This window comes from Burkholderia sp. Cy-637 (assembly GCF_011753175.1).
Taxonomy (GTDB): Bacteria; Pseudomonadota; Gammaproteobacteria; order Burkholderiales; family Burkholderiaceae; genus Burkholderia; species Burkholderia gladioli.
In genome coordinates this window covers 1-16,710 of the sequence record NZ_VWWC01000157.1, presented here as the reverse complement: position 1 = coordinate 16,710, position 16,710 = coordinate 1, and the positions used below count along the sequence as shown (strand labels likewise).

Below are 16,710 nucleotides of genomic sequence, written 5' to 3'. Positions count from 1 at the left end.
CGAGCCGGCCGGTGCCAGGCCCGGCGCGCCGCCGCCCGGTTTCGGCGCGGCGCCCGACTTCGAGACCGCCCGTCCGCCGCCCGCCTCCGCGCAGCCGGCGGCACCACCCGCCTACCTGAAACAGAGCGATACGCCCTGGTCGGTGTTCGGCCGCATCATCGCGGCGCGCGCCCGGCGCCTGTTTGATCGCGCCGGCCAGCGCATCACGCAGCGCACGCTGCGCATCGGCGTGTCGGCCCGCATCTTCCATCCCGAACCCGGTGCCAGCGGCCTGCGCGGCAAGACGCTTCAATACCTGGAGGAGTCGATCGCCCACTGGGTGATGTCGCGCGACGTGCTGGTGTTCATGATCCCGACGGTCGGCCACCAGGGCATGCTGCACCCGAGCAACATCCGCCTGCGCGACTACGCGAAACACCTGGACGGGCTGCTGCTGCAAGGCGGCGCCGACGTCTCGCCGCAAACCTACGCGGCCTCGGACGCGCGCCCGGAATGGCCCGGCGATCGCGTGCGCGACATGTACGAACTCGAGCTGCTGCACGAGTTCGTCGAGTCGGGCAAGCCGGTGCTCGGCGTGTGCCGCGGCTGCCAGTTGATCAACGTCGCGTTCGGCGGCTCGCTCTACCAGGACATCGCCACCGACGTGCCGACCGCAGGCGTGCACGTCAGCGAGCATTACGACCAGCATCGCCACGCGATTCGCTTCCCCGACAACTCGACGCTGGCCAACATGTTCCCGGGCCGTCGCGATGCCCTGGTCAACTCGATCCACCACCAGGCGATCCGCGATCTCGGCCGCGATCTCAATATCGAGGCGGTGTCGGCCGAGGACGGCATCATCGAGGGCATCCGCTATCGCCGCGCGCCCTTCGTGGTGGGCGTGCAGTGGCATCCGGAGTTCCACCGCGCGGGCGGCGCCGAGCTGCTCGACTGCACGCCGCTGCTCGACACCTTCCTGCGGGCCGCGCGCGAGACACGGCTCTAACACGGCTCCGAAGCGCGGTCGCGAGGCGCGGCGCCGAAGTGTGTTCCCGACCGAGTCGCGCCCGGTCGCGCCGTGCATCTTGCGCCAGGCGGCCGTCCTGCAGTTTCTGCCGGCGGCCGCCTGGCGTTTTCAGGCGATAATCGCGCGTCTTCCCATCCATCAGGAGCCTCAGCTTGAACAAGCGGAGCAAGCTCGCCGGCCTCGGTCGCGCGGCATCGTGGCTGGCGCTGGCCACGATCGTGTCGGCGGCCGGCGTGGCCAGCGCGGCCGACGCGGCGAGCGCCGCATCGGCCGATAACACGGCGGCGCAGGCGCCTGCCGAGGTGCCCCAGGCCGTGCCGGAATCCGCGCCGCCGGTGGCCGGCACGCGCCCCGACGTGACCACCCTGACGCCCGACGACGGCCAGGGCGCGGCCGCCTCGTCCTCGCCGGTGGCCGGCGAGGCGCAAGGCAATGTCGCGGAGCTGATGGGCATGCTGCGCGAGCATCGCCTCACGGAGATGCGCACCACCTACAACGGCAGCTACGGCGCGAGCCTGCTGTTCTATCCGCCCGAGATGACCTATTACGTGGCGCTGTTCCAGGACAAGCATTTCTGGCGCGTCGTCAAATCGCAGGAGCGGCCGCGCGCGGAGATGGTCTACCAGAACTTCGCCGACCAGACCGTGCAGCTATCGGATATCGAGCTGCGCCGCACCGAGCTGGCCGCGCAGAAAACCTTCCTCGAGCGCGTGATCGGCCTGTCCGAGGATCACGCCAAGCGCCTGCAGACCGACCTCGACCTGGCGCGCCAGCAGCGCAGCGAGATCGACGCCCGCCAGCAGGCCGCGCAGGACCAGGCTCAGGCGCTCGAAGTGGAGCAGCGTGCCTCGCGGCTGCAGTTGCGCGATCTCGAACGGCAGGTGCAGCAGCTCCAGCAGCAGAACGAACGCGGCCTGTCGCCGGCCGCGAAATGAGGGATGCGGGCGCCCGCCCGCATCTTTTCTGACAATTTCCTTTCTCGCTAAGCCGCCTTCTTGCTCGATCTGTAATCGATTTGCAAGAAACGTCGCGCTTCTCATCACTTCCCCGCATACCTTGGCGCAGCGAATTGCGCGACACTGCGGTACAGTCGGCGGGCGCCGGTCGGCGGCCCGACGGCCGGCCCCGGTGCGGCGACACCACACGCTGCGCGAGCCTCGCGCGAAAGCCAGATGAGATAACACAATGTCTACAGCGACCCACACCTCCGTCCAGTCGGAATCGAAGGCCAGGACCGTATTCCGCGTGGTCAGCGGCAACTTCCTGGAAATGTATGACTTCATGGTCTATGGCTATTACGCCTCGGCCATCGCCAAGACCTACTTTCCGAGCGGCGACGCGTTCGCCTCGCTGATGCTGGCGCTGTCGGTGTTCGGCGCGGGCTTCCTGATCCGGCCGGTCGGCGCGATCGTGCTGGGCGCCTATATCGACCACCACGGCCGCCGCAAGGGCCTGATCCTGACCCTGGGCCTGATGGCGCTCGGCACGCTGGCGGTGGCCGTCGTGCCCGGCTACAGCACCATCGGCATGCTCGCGCCGATCCTGGTGCTGCTCGGGCGCCTGCTGCAGGGTTTCTCGGCCGGGGTCGAGCTGGGCGGCGTGTCGGTCTACCTGTCCGAGATCGCCACCAAGGGCAACAAGGGTTTCTACACCGCCTGGCAGTCGGGCAGCCAGCAGGTGGCGGTGGTGTTCGCGGCGCTGGTTGGCGTGGTGCTGCACAGCGTGCTGCCGGTCGAGCAGATGACGAGCTGGGGCTGGCGCGTGCCGTTCCTGATCGGCTGCCTGATCGTGCCGTTCCTGTTTTTTGTACGCCGTTCGCTGAAGGAAACCGACGAGTTCCTGGCGCGCCGCCATCGCCCGAGCATGGGCGAGATCATGCAGTCGATGCTGAAGAACTGGGGCGTGGTGCTGGCCGGGATGGGCATGGTGATCATGACCACCGTGTCCTTCTACATGATCACGGCCTATACGCCGACCTTCGGCAAGGAGGAACTGCACCTGTCCTCGATCGACGCGCTGGTGGTGACGGTCTGCGTCGGCCTGTCGAACCTGGTCTGGCTGCCGGTCTGGGGCAGCATCTCGGACCGCATCGGCCGCCGCCCGGTGCTGATCACCTTCACCGTGCTGACCCTGCTGACGGCCTATCCCGCCGTGCAATGGCTGGTGGCCGAGCCGTCCTTCCTGCGCCTGCTGCTGGTCGAGCTGTGGCTGTCCTTCCTGTACGGCTCCTACAACGGCGCGATGGTGGTGGCGCTCACCGAGGTGATGCCGGCCGAGGTGCGCACCGCCGGCTTCTCGCTGGCCTACAGCCTGGCGACCACCATCGGCGGCTTCACGCCGGCGATCTCGACCCTGCTGATCCACGAGACCCACAACAAGGCGGCGCCGGGGCTGTGGCTCGGCGTGGCGGCGATCTGCGGCCTGATCGCGACCCTGGTGCTGTATCGCACGCCGGAATCGCGCAATCAATACAAGGCGGTCTGAGCACGGCGCTGCCGCGGGCAGCGCCGGCGGCACAAGGAAAAGGGAGCGCTTCGGCGCTCCCTTTTGCGTTTGCCGGGCAGGCGGCATGAAGCCGGCCCGCATGCGCCGCCCTAACCGGCCCGGATGCGCGCCGCCACCGCGGCGACCACCGGATCCCAGGCGCCCGGCTCGCTCTGGCGGAACAGCTCGGCGCGCGGATACCAGGGGCTGTCCTCGCCGGTGAACCAGCGCCAGTCGGCGGCGAATGCCAGCATCAGCCACAGCGGCTTGCCGAGCGCGCCCGTCAAATGCGCGACGGCCGTGTCGATCGCCACCACGCCGTCGAGCCGGTCGATCAGCGCGGCGGTGGCGGCGAAATCATCGAGCCCTTCGGCGCGATGAATGCGCGCGCGCTGCGGATGCGTCGCGAGCGCGGCGCGATCCTCGGCCGACAGCTCCGGCTGCAGCACGATCCAGTCGACGCCGGGAATCTCGAACAGCGGCGCGAGCGCGGCGAACGGCGCGGCGCGATTCTCCTGTACCTGCCGCCGCCCCGACCAGACGATGCCGAGCTTGCGCCTGGACTGGCCGCCGAGCGAGCCGCGAAAGCGGCGTCGCGCGTGGTCGGGTACCGACAGATAGGGCGTGCGCGAGGGGATCTCGTCGAAGTCCAGGCCGAGCGCGAAGGGCAGGCTCAGCAGCGAGCAGCCGAGGTCGGCGCCGTGACGGCCTTGCCCGCTCGCCACGACGCCGACGCGCCAGGCCTTGGCCAGCGGCGCGAACAGCGACAGCAGCTCGGGCTGCACCTCGAACACCAATCGCGCGCAGCGCTCGCGCGCCAGCGGCACGAAGCGCGCGAACTGCAGCGTGTCGCCGAAACCCTGTTCGGCACGGACCAGCAGCGTGCGCGCTTCGATCGGCTCGCCATGCCAGCGCGGCTCGCCCGCCGCGGGCGCGCCCGGCAGCGCGTGGCGCGCCTCGTATTCGGGCAGGCCGCGCCGGAAGTCGCGCAACGTCAGCAGGGTGACGGCGCGATGCATGCGCGCCAGCGTGTGGTCGGGCGCCAGGCGCAGCGCCTGGTCGAAGGCGCGCAGCGCCAGCTCGTGCGCGCCGAGCGCGTGATGGGCGGTGCCGAGGTTGAGCCAGGCCAGTACCAGTGAGGGATCGAGGCCGACCGCGCGCTCGTAGCGCGCGCGTGCCTGGGCATGGCGGCCGAGCGCGGCCAGCGCATTGCCGAGCCCGAGCAGCGCGAGCGGGAAGGCCGGGTGCAGGCCCAGCACCGTCTCGAAGGCCTGCACCGCTTCCTGGTGGCGGCCCACCGCGTCGAGCGTGTTGCCGAGATTGAAATGCGCGGCCGCGAAGCGCGGCTCGGAGCCGATCGCCGCCTGGAAATGCGAGACGGCCTCGTCGGCCTGGCCGAGCGCGGCCAGCGCCATGCCGAGGTTGTTGTGCGCGCCGGCATGGCCCGGTCGCAGCGCCAGCGCGCGGCGGAACGCGGCGAAGGCCGCCTCGTGGCGGCCCAGCGCGTTGAGCGCGTTGCCGAGGTTGTTGTGGATCGAGGCATCGCCGGGCGAGAGCCGCAGCGCGCGCTCGAAGGCATCCACCGCATCCTCGTGACGCTCCTGCGCGGCATAGGCATTGCCGAGGTTGTAGTGCGCGAGCGGGAAGTCGGGGGCCAGCGTCAGCGCGTTGCGAAAGCGCACGATCGCGTCGTCGATCCGGCCCAGCGCCTTCAGCGCATTGCCGAGATTGAGGTGCAGCGCGGCATCGTTCGGGCGCAGCTCCACCGCGCGGCCGACCAGATCGGCCGCTTCCTGGTTCTGCCCCTGTTGATGACGCAGCACGCCGAACAGATGCAGCGCATCGGCATCGGACGGGTTGGCCGCGAGCGCGGCGCGGTAGTCGCGCTCGGCATCGGCCAGGCGGCCTGCCCGATGCGCCGCGAACGCGCGATCGAAAACGGATTCCATGACGCAAGACTGGCGAGAAAGACGCATTTTCCCACAGCGCGCGTCGGGCCCGTCCATTTGCGCGTGTGCGTCTGGAACGCGTGCGGCGGCGGGCGTAGACTTGGGGACCGTCCTGGATCGCGGAGGTTGAGATGCTTGCCGTCCCGCTGGATATCGCGCCGGTGCTGATCGTCGGCGCCGGGCCCACCGGCCTGGCGGCCGCGCTGTCGCTGGCGAGGGCCAAACTGCCCGTGCGCATCGTCGACCAGGCCCGCCGGCCGGCCCCGCATTCGCGCGCGATCGGGATCCAGGCGCGCACGCTGGAGCTGTTCGAACAGCACCGCATCGTCGAGCCCTTCCTCGAGCTCGGACATCGCGCGCGCGTCGCGCACTTGGTATCGGCCGGGCGTCGAATCGCCGAGCTCGATTTCGATCCGCTGCAGACGCGCTACCCCTATCTGCTGATGCTGGAGCAGACCGAGACCGAGCGCATCCTCACCGAGCATCTCGCTTCCTTCGACATCCTGATCGAGCGCGGCGTCAAGCTCACGCGCTGCCGCCAGGAGGGCGAGACATTGCGCGTGCTGCTGGAACACGAGGACGGGCGCGAGGAAATGCTGGCGCCGTCCTGGCTGGTCGCCGCCGACGGCGCGCACAGCACGCTGCGGCACCTGCTGGGCGCGAGCTTCGCCGGCCATGCCTTCGAGCAGACCTTCCTGCTGGCCGACGTCGCGGCCGAGCCGGGCTGGCCCGACGACGAGATCCACCTGCATGCGACGCACGACGGCCTGGCGGGAATGCTGCCGCTGGGGCAGGGGCGCTACCGGATCGTCGCCGATCGGCCGCCGCGGAACACGCAAGCCGCGGAGCGCGAAGGCGACGGGGTACCCGCTACACGGGCTTCGGACGAACTCGGCGAGGGCGGCGCAGGCAGCGAGGCTGCGCCCTCGCTGGAAACCTGTCGCGCGCTGGTGCGCGAGCGCATCGATCCGCATCTGGCGATCGACGAGCTGGGCTGGTCGTCCTACTTCCATCTGCACAGCCGCATGGTCGAGCATCTGCGCATCGGCCGCGTGCTGTTCGCCGGCGACGCCGCGCACGTGCACAGCCCGGCCGGCGCGCAGGGCATGAACACGGGCATCCAGGAAGCCTTCAACCTCGGCTGGAAACTCGCGCGCGTGCTGACGGCCGGCGCGCCGGAGCGGCTGCTCGACACCTATCACGCCGAGCGTCATCCGATCGAACGCGAGGTGCTGCGGCAGACCAGCTTCATCACCCAGGTGGTGGAGGCCGATCACGGGCCGCTGAAGCTGCTGCGCGAGCACGTCGTGCCGGTGCTGGCCTCGCTGGGCCCGGTGCGCGATGCGCTGCGCCGCTCGGTCAGCGAACTGGCGGTGCAGTACCGGCGCAGCCCGCTGACGCTCGAACGCGTGCTGGACGGCGGTCCGCGCGCGGGCGAACGCGCACCCGACGCGCTGCTGCGGGTGCTGGACGGGCCCTTGGGCGGCGCGCCCGGCGTGGCGCGGGTGTTCGACCTGCACGATCCCGCGCACTTCACGCTGCTGCTGCTCGAGGCGGGGCCGGCCGGCGAGGCGGGCGATGCCGGGCAGGCCGGCGACCCGGACGGCAGCCGCCTGGCGCAAGCGCTCGACCGGCTGATGCCGGGCGCGATCCGCACCTGGCGCGTGATCGATACCGACGAGGATGGCGCGCCGCCGCTCGACGAGGCCTATGGTCATACGCGGCCCTGTTTCTATTTGATCCGGCCCGACGGTTACCTGGCCGCGCGCGGCCGATCCGCGTCGGATGCGAACGCGCTGCTCAGGCATTGCGAGACTTGGTTCGCGGCGGTCGACCGGCGCGCGTGACGGCGGGAACGGGCGGATCCAAAGAGAAAGGCGCCGACATGCATCTCGCATGTCGGCGCCTTGTCGTATGCGGCCCGTCGAGTCGCGCCGCCTGCCTGCCGCGGCCCGCCTAGACGGCCGGCGAGGCCGCCGGTTCGAGCAGCGCGCGATGCGTGAGCAGCGCCTCCTGCACGATCGGCTCGAGCGAGCGGAACACCTCGCCCTCGGGCTCGTCGAGCACCGCGAGCAGGGTGCGGCGCATGCGCGGCTCCCAGAAGCGCTTGATGTGATCGGCGACGCCGTTCACCGCCTCGCCGCGATCGGGCATCGAGGCGAAGAAGGTGCCGATCTGGTTGGCCATCGTGACCAGGTGTTCGACCTTCATGTCGCGCGCCTCCTCACTTGCCCGAACCGGCCGGCACGGCCGTTTCGCGTTGCTGCAGCAGGCCGATCTGCTCGGTGTTGAAGCGCGAATACTTCTGCTGCCATTCGGACGGCTGCGTGACCGGCAGCACCTGCACCGCCGTGACCTTGTACTCGGGGCAGTTGGTGGCCCAGTCCGAGCTGTCGGTGGTGATCACGTTGGCGCCCGATTCCGGGAAGTGGAAGGTGGTGTAGACCACGCCCGGCTGCATGCGGTCCGACACCAGCGCGCGCAGCACCGTCTGCCCCGCGCGCGACTCGATGCCGACCCAGTCGCCGGTATGGATGCCGCGCTCCTCGGCATCGTGCGGATGGATCTCGAGCCGGTCCTCGTCGTGCCAGTGGACGTTCTCGGTGCGGCGCGTCTGCGCGCCGACGTTGTACTGCGAGAGGATCCGGCCGGTGGTCAGGATCAGCGGATAACGCGCGTTGACCTTCTCCGGCGAGGCCACGAACTGCGTGATCACGAAGCGGCCCTTGCCGCGCACGAAGCCGTCGATGTGCATGGTCGGCGTGCCTTCCGGGGCCGCCTCGTTGCACGGCCACTGGATGCTGCCGAGCTGGTCGAGCTTCTCGTAGGAGACGCCCGAGAAGGTCGGCGTGAGCGCGGCGATCTCGTCCATGATCTCGGACGGATGCGAGTACTGCATCTCGTAGCCGAGCGCCTTCGACAGCAGCAGCGTGACTTCCCAGTCGGCGTAGCCGGCCAGCGGCGGCATCACGCGGCGCACGCGCGAGATGCGGCGCTCGGCGTTGGTGAAGGTGCCGTCCTTCTCGAGGAAGGTCGAGCCCGGCAGCAGCACGTGCGCGTACTTGGCGGTCTCGTTCAGGAAGATGTCCTGCACCACGATGCATTCCATCGAGGACAGCGCGGCCGCCACATGCTGCGTGTTCGGATCCGACTGGACGATATCCTCGCCCTGGCAGTAGAGGCCCTTGAAGCTGCCGTCGAGCGCCGCGTCGAACATGTTCGGGATGCGCAGGCCCGGTTCGGGCTGCAGCGTCGCCTGCCAGGCCGCCTCGAACTGCGCGCGCACCGTGGTGTCGCTGATGTGGCGGTAGCCTGGCAGCTCGTGCGGGAACGAGCCCATGTCGCAGGAGCCCTGCACGTTGTTCTGGCCGCGCAGCGGGTTGACGCCCACGCCTTCGCGGCCGACGTTGCCGGTGGCCATTGCCAGGTTGGCGATGCCCATCACCATGGTCGAGCCCTGCGCGTGCTCGGTCACGCCGAGCCCGTAGTAGATCGCCGCGTTGCCGCCGTTCGCGTAGAGCCGCGCGGCCAGCCGCACCTGCTCGGCCGGCACGCCGGTGATCGCCTGGTTGGCCTCGGGCGAGTTCTCCTCGCGCGCGGCGAAGGCGCGCCATTCGTCGAAGGCGCGCGTCTCGCAGCGCTCGGCGATGAAGGCCTCGTCGAGCAGCCCTTCGGTGACGATCACGTGGGCCAGCGAATTGATCATCGCGACATTGGTGCCGGGGCGCAGTTGCAGGTGATGCGCGGCCTTCACGTGCGCGCTGTCGACGATGTCGATGCGGCGCGGGTCGATCACCACCAGCTTGGCGCCTTCGCGCACGCGGCGCTTCAGGCGCGAGCCGAACACCGGATGGCCGTCGGTCGGGTTCGCGCCGATCACCACGATCACGTCGGCCTTCGCGACCGAGGCGAAGGTCTGGGTGCCGGCCGATTCGCCGAGCGTGGTCTTGAGGCCGTAACCGGTCGGCGAGTGGCATACGCGCGCGCAGGTGTCGACGTTGTTGTTGCCGAACGCGGCGCGCACCAGCTTCTGCACCAGGTAGGTTTCCTCGTTGGTGCAGCGCGAGGAGGTGATGCCGCCGATCGAGTCGCGGCCGTACTTGTCCTGCAGCTTGCGGAACTGCGAGGCGGCGTAGTTCAGTGCCTCGTCCCAGCTCACCTCGCGCCACGGGTCGGTGATCTTTTCACGGATCATCGGCTTGGTGATGCGGTCCTTGTGGGTGGCGTAGCCCCAGGCGAAGCGGCCCTTCACGCAGGCATGGCCCTCGTTGGCCAGGCCGTTCTTGTGGGGCGTCATGCGCACCACCTGCGAGCCCTTCATCTCGGCCTTGAACGAGCAGCCCACGCCGCAGTAGGCGCAGGTCGTGATCACCGAGTGCTCGGCCTGGCCCATGAAGCTGACGGTCTTTTCCTGCAGCGTCGCGGTCGGGCAGGCCGCCACGCAGGCGCCGCAGGACACGCATTCCGATTCCATGAAGCTGCCGCTCTCGCCGGCGGCCACGCGCGATTCGAAGCCGCGCCCGGCGATCGTCAGCGCGAAGGTGCCCTGGGTTTCCTCGCAGGCGCGCACGCAGCGGTTGCAGACGATGCACTTGGACGGGTCGTAGCTGAAGTAGGGGTTCGACTCGTCCTTCTTCGCCTTCAGGTGGTTGTCGCCCTCGAAGCCGTAGCGCACCTCGCGCAGGCCGACCACGCCGGCCATGTCCTGCAGCTCGCAATCGCCGTTGGCGGGGCAGGTCAGGCAGTCGAGCGGGTGATCGGAGATGTAGAGCTCCATCACGTTGCGGCGCAGGCCCTGCAGCCGATCGCTCTGGGTGCGCACCTTCATGCCGGCCTCGACCGGCGTGGTGCAGGAGGCCGGCGTGCCGCGCCGGCCCTCGATCTCGACCAGGCACAGCCGGCACGAGCCGAAGGGTTCGAGCGAATCGGTGGCGCACAGCTTGGGCACGTGCACGCCGGCTTCCACCGCCGCGCGCATCACCGAGGTGCCGGCCGGCACGGTCACCGACTGGCCGTCGATCTCGAGCGTGACGTCGGTGTCGGCGTGGCGGAACGGGGTGCCGTAGTCGGTGTCGTCGAAGGGATCGCGTCGCGCTTGCGCGGCGCTCTTGCAGGCGCAGTTGCCGGAGCCGCAGCCGCCGGCGCGCGAGGAATCGAATGCTTGGGTGGACATCGCTTGTCTCCTGTCAGGCCGCGGCTTTGGCTGCCGCATGGGCGCCGCCGAGTCCGAAATCTTCCGGGAAGTGGTCGAGCGCCGAGAGCACCGGGTACGGCGTCATGCCGCCCATCGCGCACAGCGAGCCGGCCATCATGGTGTCGCAGAGGTCGCGCAGCAGGTGCACCTGCCGCTCGGAGGTGTCGCCGGCGCGGATCCGGGCGATGGTCTCGACGCCGCGCGTCGAGCCGATCCGGCACGGGGTGCACTTGCCGCAGGACTCGTGCACGCAGAACTGCATCGCGTATTCGGCGAGCTCGGCGAGGTTGGAGCTGTCGTCGTGCAGCACGATGCCGCCGTGCCCGACCACCGCGCCGACCGCGGCATAGGCCTCGTAGTCGAGCGGGATGTCCCACTGGCTGTCCGGCAGGTAGGTGCCGAGCGGGCCGCCCACCTGGGCGGCGCGCGCCGGCCGGCCGCTGGCGGTGCCGCCGCCGAACTCGAACAGCAGCTCGCGCAGCGTGACGCCGAAGGCGAGCTCGACCAGGCCGCCCTGGCGGATGTTGCCCGCCAGCTGGAACGGCAGGGTGCCGCGCGAGCGGCCCATGCCGTAGTCGCGGTAGAACTGGGCGCCGCGCGCGAAGATGATCGGCGCGGTGGCCAGCGTGATGACGTTGTTGATCACGGTGGGCTGGCCGTGCAGGCCCTGCAGCGCGGGCAGCGGCGGCTTGGCGCGCACCACGCCGCGCTTGCCTTCCAGCGATTCGAGCAGGGCCGTTTCCTCGCCGCAGACATAGGCGCCGGCGCCCTTGGCGACGAACAGCTCGAAGGCGCGGCCCGAGCCGAGCACGTCGGCGCCGAGCCAGCCGGCCGCGCGGGCCCGCTCGATCGCCTGGTTCAGCGCGGCGATCGCATGCGGGTATTCGCTGCGCACGTAGATATGGCCTTGCGTGGCGCCCGTCACCACGCCGGCGATGATCATGCCCTCGATCAGGCAGTAGGGATCGCTCTCCATGACCAGGCGGTCGGAGAAGGTGCCCGAGTCGCCCTCGTCGGCATTGCAGACCACGTACTTCTGCGTCGCCTGCGCCTGGCGCACGGTGCGCCACTTGATGCCGGCCGGGAACGCGGCGCCGCCGCGTCCGCGCAGGCCCGATTCGATCAGTTCCTCGCAGGCCGCGGCGCCGTCCAGCGTGAGCGCGCGGCGCAGCCCTTCCAGGCCGCCGTGCGCGAGGTAGTTGTCGATCGACAGCGGATCGGTGATGCCGATGCGCGCGAAGGTCAGCCGCTGCTGCTTCTTCAGGTAGGGCAGTTCATCGACCAGGCCGACGCGCGACGGATGTTCGCCGCCCTCGAGCCAGCCGGCGTCGAACAGCGCGCCGACCTGGGCCGCGTCGAGATTCGCGTAGCCGACGCGGCCGGCCGGCGTGGCCACCTCGACCAGCGGCTCCAGCCAGAGCAGGCCGCGCGAGCCATTGCGGACCAGCTCGATCGCCAGGCCGCGCGCGGCGGCCTCGGCGGCGATGGCACGCGCCAGCGCCTCGGCGCCGACGGCCAGCGCGGCCGAATCGCGGGGGACGTAAATGCGGACTGCGGCCTGGCTCATGCGGGCTCCTTGAGATCGGCCGCGGCGAGCAGCGCATCGAAACGCGCCGCTGTCATGCGCGCGTGAGGTTCACCATTGATCATCGCGGAGGGGGACTGCGCGCAGAAACCGAGGCAGTAGACCGATTCCAGTTCGACATCGCCTTGCGCGCCCTGGTCGATGCGGCAGCCGGTGCGCGCCTGCGCGTGCTCGACCAGCGCTTCGCCGCCGAGGCTGCGGCAGGCTTCGGCGCGGCACAGCTGGATCGTCACGCGCGCGGGCGGGGTGGTGCGGAAGTGGTGGTAGTAGGTCAACACGCCATGGACTTCGGCGCGCGACAGGTTCAAGGTCTTGGCCAACAAGGGCACGCAGCCCTCGGGCACGTAGCCGGCGTCGTCCTGGATCGCGTGCAGGATCGCGACCAGCGATTGATCGGCGCGCGCGTGGCGGGATACCAGCGCGTCTGCTGAAACGGGGGATGGGGACATCCTGAGCTCCTCCAGGTCTATATGCACGGCTACTGCATATAACCGGGCACTGACACTGCTGTTTGATCGAGTGTTGAAGACGATAAGCCGTTAGAATTCAGGTCGCAATAAGAAATGAGGCTGCATAAATGATTCGAGTCGAATGCGACGCACATCTGATCGTGCGCGACAGCGAAGGGCGCACGGCGAGCCTGTCCGATGTGGTGCCGTTGCTCGAGCTGGTCGCGACCACCGGCAGCATCGCGCAGGCCGCGGAGGCCAAGGGGCTGTCCTACCGGCACGCCTGGGGCCTGCTGCGGGCGCTGGAAGCCTGCGTCGGCGGCGCGCTGATCGAGACCGCGCGCGGCAAGGGCACCTCGCTCTCGGAGCTGGGCGCGGCCGTGATCGGCGCGCAGCGGCTGGTGGGCGAGCGGCTGGGCGGCAATCTGCGGGCGCTGGCGGCCGAGGTGGCCAGCGAGCTGAACCGCCGGCTGACCCAGCATCCCGGCGCGCTGCGGATCCACGCCTCGCACGGCTACGCGGTGGCGGCCCTGGTGTCGGCCCTGGTGGACGGGCATGCCCAGGTCGACATCAAGTACCGCGAGAGCGTGGAGGCCGTGAAGGCATTGGCGCGCGGCGAATGCGACATGGCGGGCTTCCACCTGCCGCGCGGCGCGTTCCGCGCCAATTGCGCGCAGATCTACCGGCCCTGGCTCGACGACACGCGCCACGTGCTGATCCACCTGACGCGGCGCAAACAGGGCCTGTTCATCCCGCGCGGCAATCCCAAGGGCGTGGTGGGGCTGGCCGACCTGGCGCGCGAGGACGTGCGCTTCGTCAACCGCCAGCCCGGTTCCGGCACGCGCATGCTGCTCGACCTGGCGTTGCGCGAGATCGGCGTCGATCCCGAGCGGATCAACGGTTATGCCTCGGCCGAGCTGACCCATTCGGCGATCGCGGCCTTCGTGGCCAGCGGGATGGCCGATCTGGGCTTCGGCGTCGAGCCGGCCGCGCATCACTTCGGGCTGGCCTTCATTCCGGTGGTCGACGAGGACTATTACTTCGCCTGCGAGCAGGGGCGGCTCGGCGGACCGCCGCTGGCGGGCGCGCTGTCGCTGCTGCGCGACGAACCCTATCGCGAGACGGTGGCGGGGCTCGACGGCTACGATCCCGCCGCCTGCGGCACGCTGCTGTCGGTGGCGGACGGCCTGTCGGGCACCACGGCGGTTTGAGCGGGGCGAGAGAGCCGTCAGGGGGACGGGAATTCGCCTGTCCCCCGAAACCGCCGGTAACGCGAGGCAAGCCGTGGCCAATGCAAGCGGCGCGCATTTGCGCTACGCTTTTCGTTTAGCCAACAATTCCAGCCATCGCGCCGCGACACGGCGCCAGACGTCATGAAACTCCTCGCCAATCTTGCCGCCGTGGGCCTCACGGTCGGCGTGCTGTCCGCCGTCGCCTCGGTGTCCTTCGCGCAGAATGCGCCGGGCGTGCCGGGCGGCATCCTGACCGACCAGTTCAAGTTCAACGAGCATCCGCAGATGCAGTTCGCGGCCTCGGCGCCGTCGAAGAAGTACCAGACCGGCAAGCGCACGGAAGCCCGCAAGAAGGGCGACCTGGGCGATCCGGACGGCTGCAACCTGCAGTGTCCGCAGGACAACTGATCCCGCCGTCACTGCCGGATCGAGGCACGGCCCCTTGCGGGCCGCGCGCATCTCGCGCAAGGAGGAAGGCGCCGCCGCCGGCGTCTTGCTCAATCTTCCCGTCTGTTTTTCCTTTCCCCGTGTTCATCTTCCCGCGGGTTCCCCGCATTAATTTTCCACGTTAATTCCCCGCGTTAATTCCCCATTCTTGCCTGATTCACGACGGGGCACGGCTGCCTGCGTCCGGTTCAGGCCAGCTCGCCGGCCGCGTCCGCGAACACTTCCCCGAGATGATCGGCGACGGTCCGCGTCGGCAGGTCCTTGCGGGCCTCGCGCCGCGTCAGCAGCCAGATCTCGCGTGCCGGCGGCGCATGGGCCAGCCGGCACGGCACCAGCGCCGGATCGGCGCGGCCGATGAAATTCGGCAGCAGGGCGACGCCCGCGCCCGCGCCGGCCGCGCTGGCCTGTGCCAGGTAGCTGCCGCCGCGCAGCGCCAGCCGGGCCTTCGGGAAATGCCGAGCGAGCCAGGCCGCCTCCGGCAGGTGCGCATTGGCCTCGTCGAAGCCGACGAACACCGGCGCGCCGCCGGCCGCGAGCCCGGCGGCCAGCGACGGCGCGGCGAACAGCCCGTAGCCCAGGGTCGCGACGCAGCGGGCCAGCACGTCGCCGTCCTCGGGCCGCCCGAAGCGCAGCGCGATGTCGGTTTCGCGCCGCTCCAGGCTGACCACCCGGAAGTCCGAGGCGAGATCGATATCGAGCGAGGGATGACGGGCGGTCAGCGTCGCCAGCCGCGCGATCAGGAAGTGCTGGGCCAGGCTGGGCGGCGCGTTGATCCGCACCAGGCCGCGCGGGCTGTCGTCGGGGCCGCCGCGGCCCAGTTGCGCGGCGGCGGCTTCCATCTCGCTGGCCGAGCCGAGCGTGCGGGTGCCGGCCGGCGTCAGCACGTAGCCGTCGGGGCGGCGCTCGACCAGCCGTTCGCCCAGCGCCTGTTCGAGCGACTGGATGCGCCGCGAGATGGTGGCATGCGACACCGACAGGGCTCGTGCCGCCGCCGACAGGCTGCCGTGACGCGCCAGCGCGACGAACACGCGGATGTCTTCCCAGTCGGGCGTTGTACGAATTTGATCAGCCATTGTCGAGAGTTCGGGAATTTTCGAGCATGGAACGGCAGCCTAGCATGGCTTCCTCCACCAACCGAACAGGAAACCCGCGATGAAGGCTCCAGACCTGACCCTGACGCTGATCGGCGGCCCGACGGTGCTGATCGAATACGACGGCATGCGCCTGCTGACCGATCCGACCTTCGATCCGCCCGGGCTCTACCAGGAGCAGCCGGTTCGCTTCGAGAAGACCACCGGGCCGGCCTTGTCGGTCGAGGAGGTCGGCGCGCTCGACGCGGTGCTGCTCAGCCACGACCACCATTTCGACAATCTCGACCATGCCGGCCGCGCCATGCTGCCGCGCGTGCCGCTGGTCTACACGACGCAGGCCGGGGCGCGGCGGCTGGGCGGCAATGCGCTCGGTCTCGCCCCCTTCGAGACGCGCACGCTGCCGACGCGCGACGGCCGGCGCCTGCTGGTCACGGCGACCCCGGCGCGCCACGGGCCGGTCGGCATCGAGCCGTATTCGGGCGACGTGATCGGCTTCGCGCTCGGCATCGACGAGCCGGGCGACCTGGTCTACGTGACGGGCGACACCGTCTGGTATCAGGGCACGGCGGAAGTCGCGCGGCGCTGCTCGCCGCGCGTGGTGGTGCTGTTCACGGGGGCGGCCGAGCCTCGCGGGCGTTTCCACATGACGATGGGCAGCGAGGATGCGCTCGAGGCGGCGCAGGCGTTTCCCGAGGCGCGGCTGGTCGCCGTCCACAACGAAGGCTGGGTGCATCTCAAGGAGACCCAGGCCCAGCTCGAGGACAGCTTCGCCAAGCTCGGCGCGGGCGGGCGCCTCACCGCGCTGGAGCGGGGCCAGCCCTTGCGGATTGGCGAACGCGGCGAGTGAGGATCCGGCCCCTTGCACGTCGGGAGGTCGCGCGGCGCGAATTTTCATCGCCTGCTTCGGATCGGCGTACATCGTTTCCGCCGGCACGGCCTCGCCGCGCCGCTCGCCTTTAGGCTTGGTGAATCTCACCTTCCCCGGGGTTCGACATGTCCCTTGCGATCGGCAACGTGAATGGCAGCAACGGCATCGACGCGCTCGGCGGCGCCAACGGCGCGCAAAGCCAGTTGATCCAGTTGCTGCAGCAGCTCGACAACGCCATCCACCAGTTGCTGGCGCGGATGAGCTCCGATGACGACAACAAGGTCGGCGGGGCATCGGGCGCGGGCGGTGGCGGTTCGCCCGGTTCGTTCCCGCAGCTCGCCGCCGATCCTTCGGGCGCGGCGGGCGGCGGCGGTGCGCCGGCGGCCGCGACGCCTGCCACGGCGA

General features: G+C 70.1%; 13 protein-coding genes and 1 pseudogene. 8 read left to right on the top strand and 6 right to left on the bottom strand.

The features are described from left to right. From F3J10_RS28480 to F3J10_RS28470, 3 genes are all read left to right on the top strand, one after another. A partial coding sequence (locus tag F3J10_RS28480; protein WP_167243513.1) for a type 1 glutamine amidotransferase occupies nucleotides 1–985 on the top strand: 985 nt, incomplete at its 5' end. A gap of 173 nt (nucleotides 986–1,158) precedes the next feature. After that, nucleotides 1,159–1,941 (top strand): DUF2968 domain-containing protein, encoded by a 783-nt coding sequence (locus F3J10_RS28475; RefSeq protein ID WP_240155730.1) that lies wholly within the window; start codon nucleotides 1,159–1,161, stop codon nucleotides 1,939–1,941. Between the two features lie 250 nt (nucleotides 1,942–2,191). Next, the gene (locus F3J10_RS28470) at nucleotides 2,192–3,490 is read left to right on the top strand and encodes an MFS transporter (protein WP_025100592.1); all 1,299 of its coding nucleotides are present in this window, start codon (nucleotides 2,192–2,194) and stop codon (nucleotides 3,488–3,490) included. 110 nt (nucleotides 3,491–3,600) lie between these two features. On the opposite strand, the gene F3J10_RS28465 is transcribed toward F3J10_RS28470, so the two are convergent. Further along, nucleotides 3,601–5,439 carry a tetratricopeptide repeat protein gene (locus F3J10_RS28465; RefSeq protein WP_167243512.1) on the bottom strand — a complete coding sequence of 613 codons (1,839 nt, stop codon included), beginning with the start codon at nucleotides 5,437–5,439 and terminating at the stop codon, nucleotides 3,601–3,603. 131 nt (nucleotides 5,440–5,570) lie between these two features. Here F3J10_RS28465 and F3J10_RS28460 point away from each other — a divergent pair, with 131 nt between their 5' ends. Continuing rightward, entirely contained in the window at nucleotides 5,571–7,286 is a 1,716-nt protein-coding gene (locus F3J10_RS28460; protein ID WP_167243511.1) for an FAD-dependent monooxygenase, read from the top strand. A gap of 109 nt (nucleotides 7,287–7,395) precedes the next feature. On the opposite strand, the gene F3J10_RS28455 is transcribed toward F3J10_RS28460, so the two are convergent. From F3J10_RS28455 to F3J10_RS28440, 4 genes are read right to left on the bottom strand one after another with little or no spacing between them, the layout of a single operon-like run. Beyond that, on the bottom strand, nucleotides 7,396–7,650 hold the full coding sequence (locus F3J10_RS28455) for a formate dehydrogenase subunit delta (protein WP_025100595.1): 255 nt from the start codon (nucleotides 7,648–7,650) through the stop codon (nucleotides 7,396–7,398). Between the two features lie 13 nt (nucleotides 7,651–7,663). Beyond that, nucleotides 7,664–10,612, bottom strand: a complete 2,949-nt coding sequence (gene fdhF, locus F3J10_RS28450; protein WP_025100596.1) for a formate dehydrogenase subunit alpha — start codon at nucleotides 10,610–10,612, stop codon at nucleotides 7,664–7,666. A 13-nt stretch (nucleotides 10,613–10,625) separates the two neighbouring features. Next, complete coding sequence (locus F3J10_RS28445; RefSeq protein ID WP_167243510.1) at nucleotides 10,626–12,200, bottom strand: formate dehydrogenase beta subunit; 1,575 nt, start codon at nucleotides 12,198–12,200, stop codon at nucleotides 10,626–10,628. Further along, nucleotides 12,197–12,667: an NAD(P)H-dependent oxidoreductase subunit E gene (locus F3J10_RS28440; protein WP_025100598.1), complete on the bottom strand. Its 471-nt coding sequence runs from the start codon at nucleotides 12,665–12,667 to the stop codon at nucleotides 12,197–12,199. The genes F3J10_RS28445 and F3J10_RS28440 overlap by 4 nt, the downstream gene beginning before the upstream one ends. A gap of 128 nt (nucleotides 12,668–12,795) precedes the next feature. Here F3J10_RS28440 and F3J10_RS28435 point away from each other — a divergent pair, with 128 nt between their 5' ends. After that, nucleotides 12,796–13,878 carry a substrate-binding domain-containing protein gene (locus F3J10_RS28435; protein ID WP_167243509.1) on the top strand — a complete coding sequence of 361 codons (1,083 nt, stop codon included), beginning with the start codon at nucleotides 12,796–12,798 and terminating at the stop codon, nucleotides 13,876–13,878. 162 nt (nucleotides 13,879–14,040) lie between these two features. Further along, nucleotides 14,041–14,307, top strand: a complete 267-nt coding sequence (locus F3J10_RS28430; RefSeq protein ID WP_013696982.1) for a hypothetical protein — start codon at nucleotides 14,041–14,043, stop codon at nucleotides 14,305–14,307. A 227-nt stretch (nucleotides 14,308–14,534) separates the two neighbouring features. Here F3J10_RS28430 and F3J10_RS28425 read toward each other — a convergent pair whose 3' ends face one another. Next, nucleotides 14,535–15,419 carry a LysR family transcriptional regulator gene (locus F3J10_RS28425; RefSeq protein ID WP_025100600.1) on the bottom strand — a complete coding sequence of 295 codons (885 nt, stop codon included), beginning with the start codon at nucleotides 15,417–15,419 and terminating at the stop codon, nucleotides 14,535–14,537. Between the two features lie 79 nt (nucleotides 15,420–15,498). Here F3J10_RS28425 and F3J10_RS28420 point away from each other — a divergent pair, with 79 nt between their 5' ends. Both F3J10_RS28420 and F3J10_RS28415 read left to right on the top strand, forming a co-directional pair. After that, a complete protein-coding gene (locus F3J10_RS28420) occupies nucleotides 15,499–16,284 on the top strand; it encodes an MBL fold metallo-hydrolase (RefSeq protein WP_167233377.1) in 786 nt (261 codons plus the stop codon). A gap of 146 nt (nucleotides 16,285–16,430) precedes the next feature. Then, nucleotides 16,431–16,710 (top strand): annotated as a pseudogene (locus F3J10_RS28415) (hypothetical protein); the annotation flags it as partial.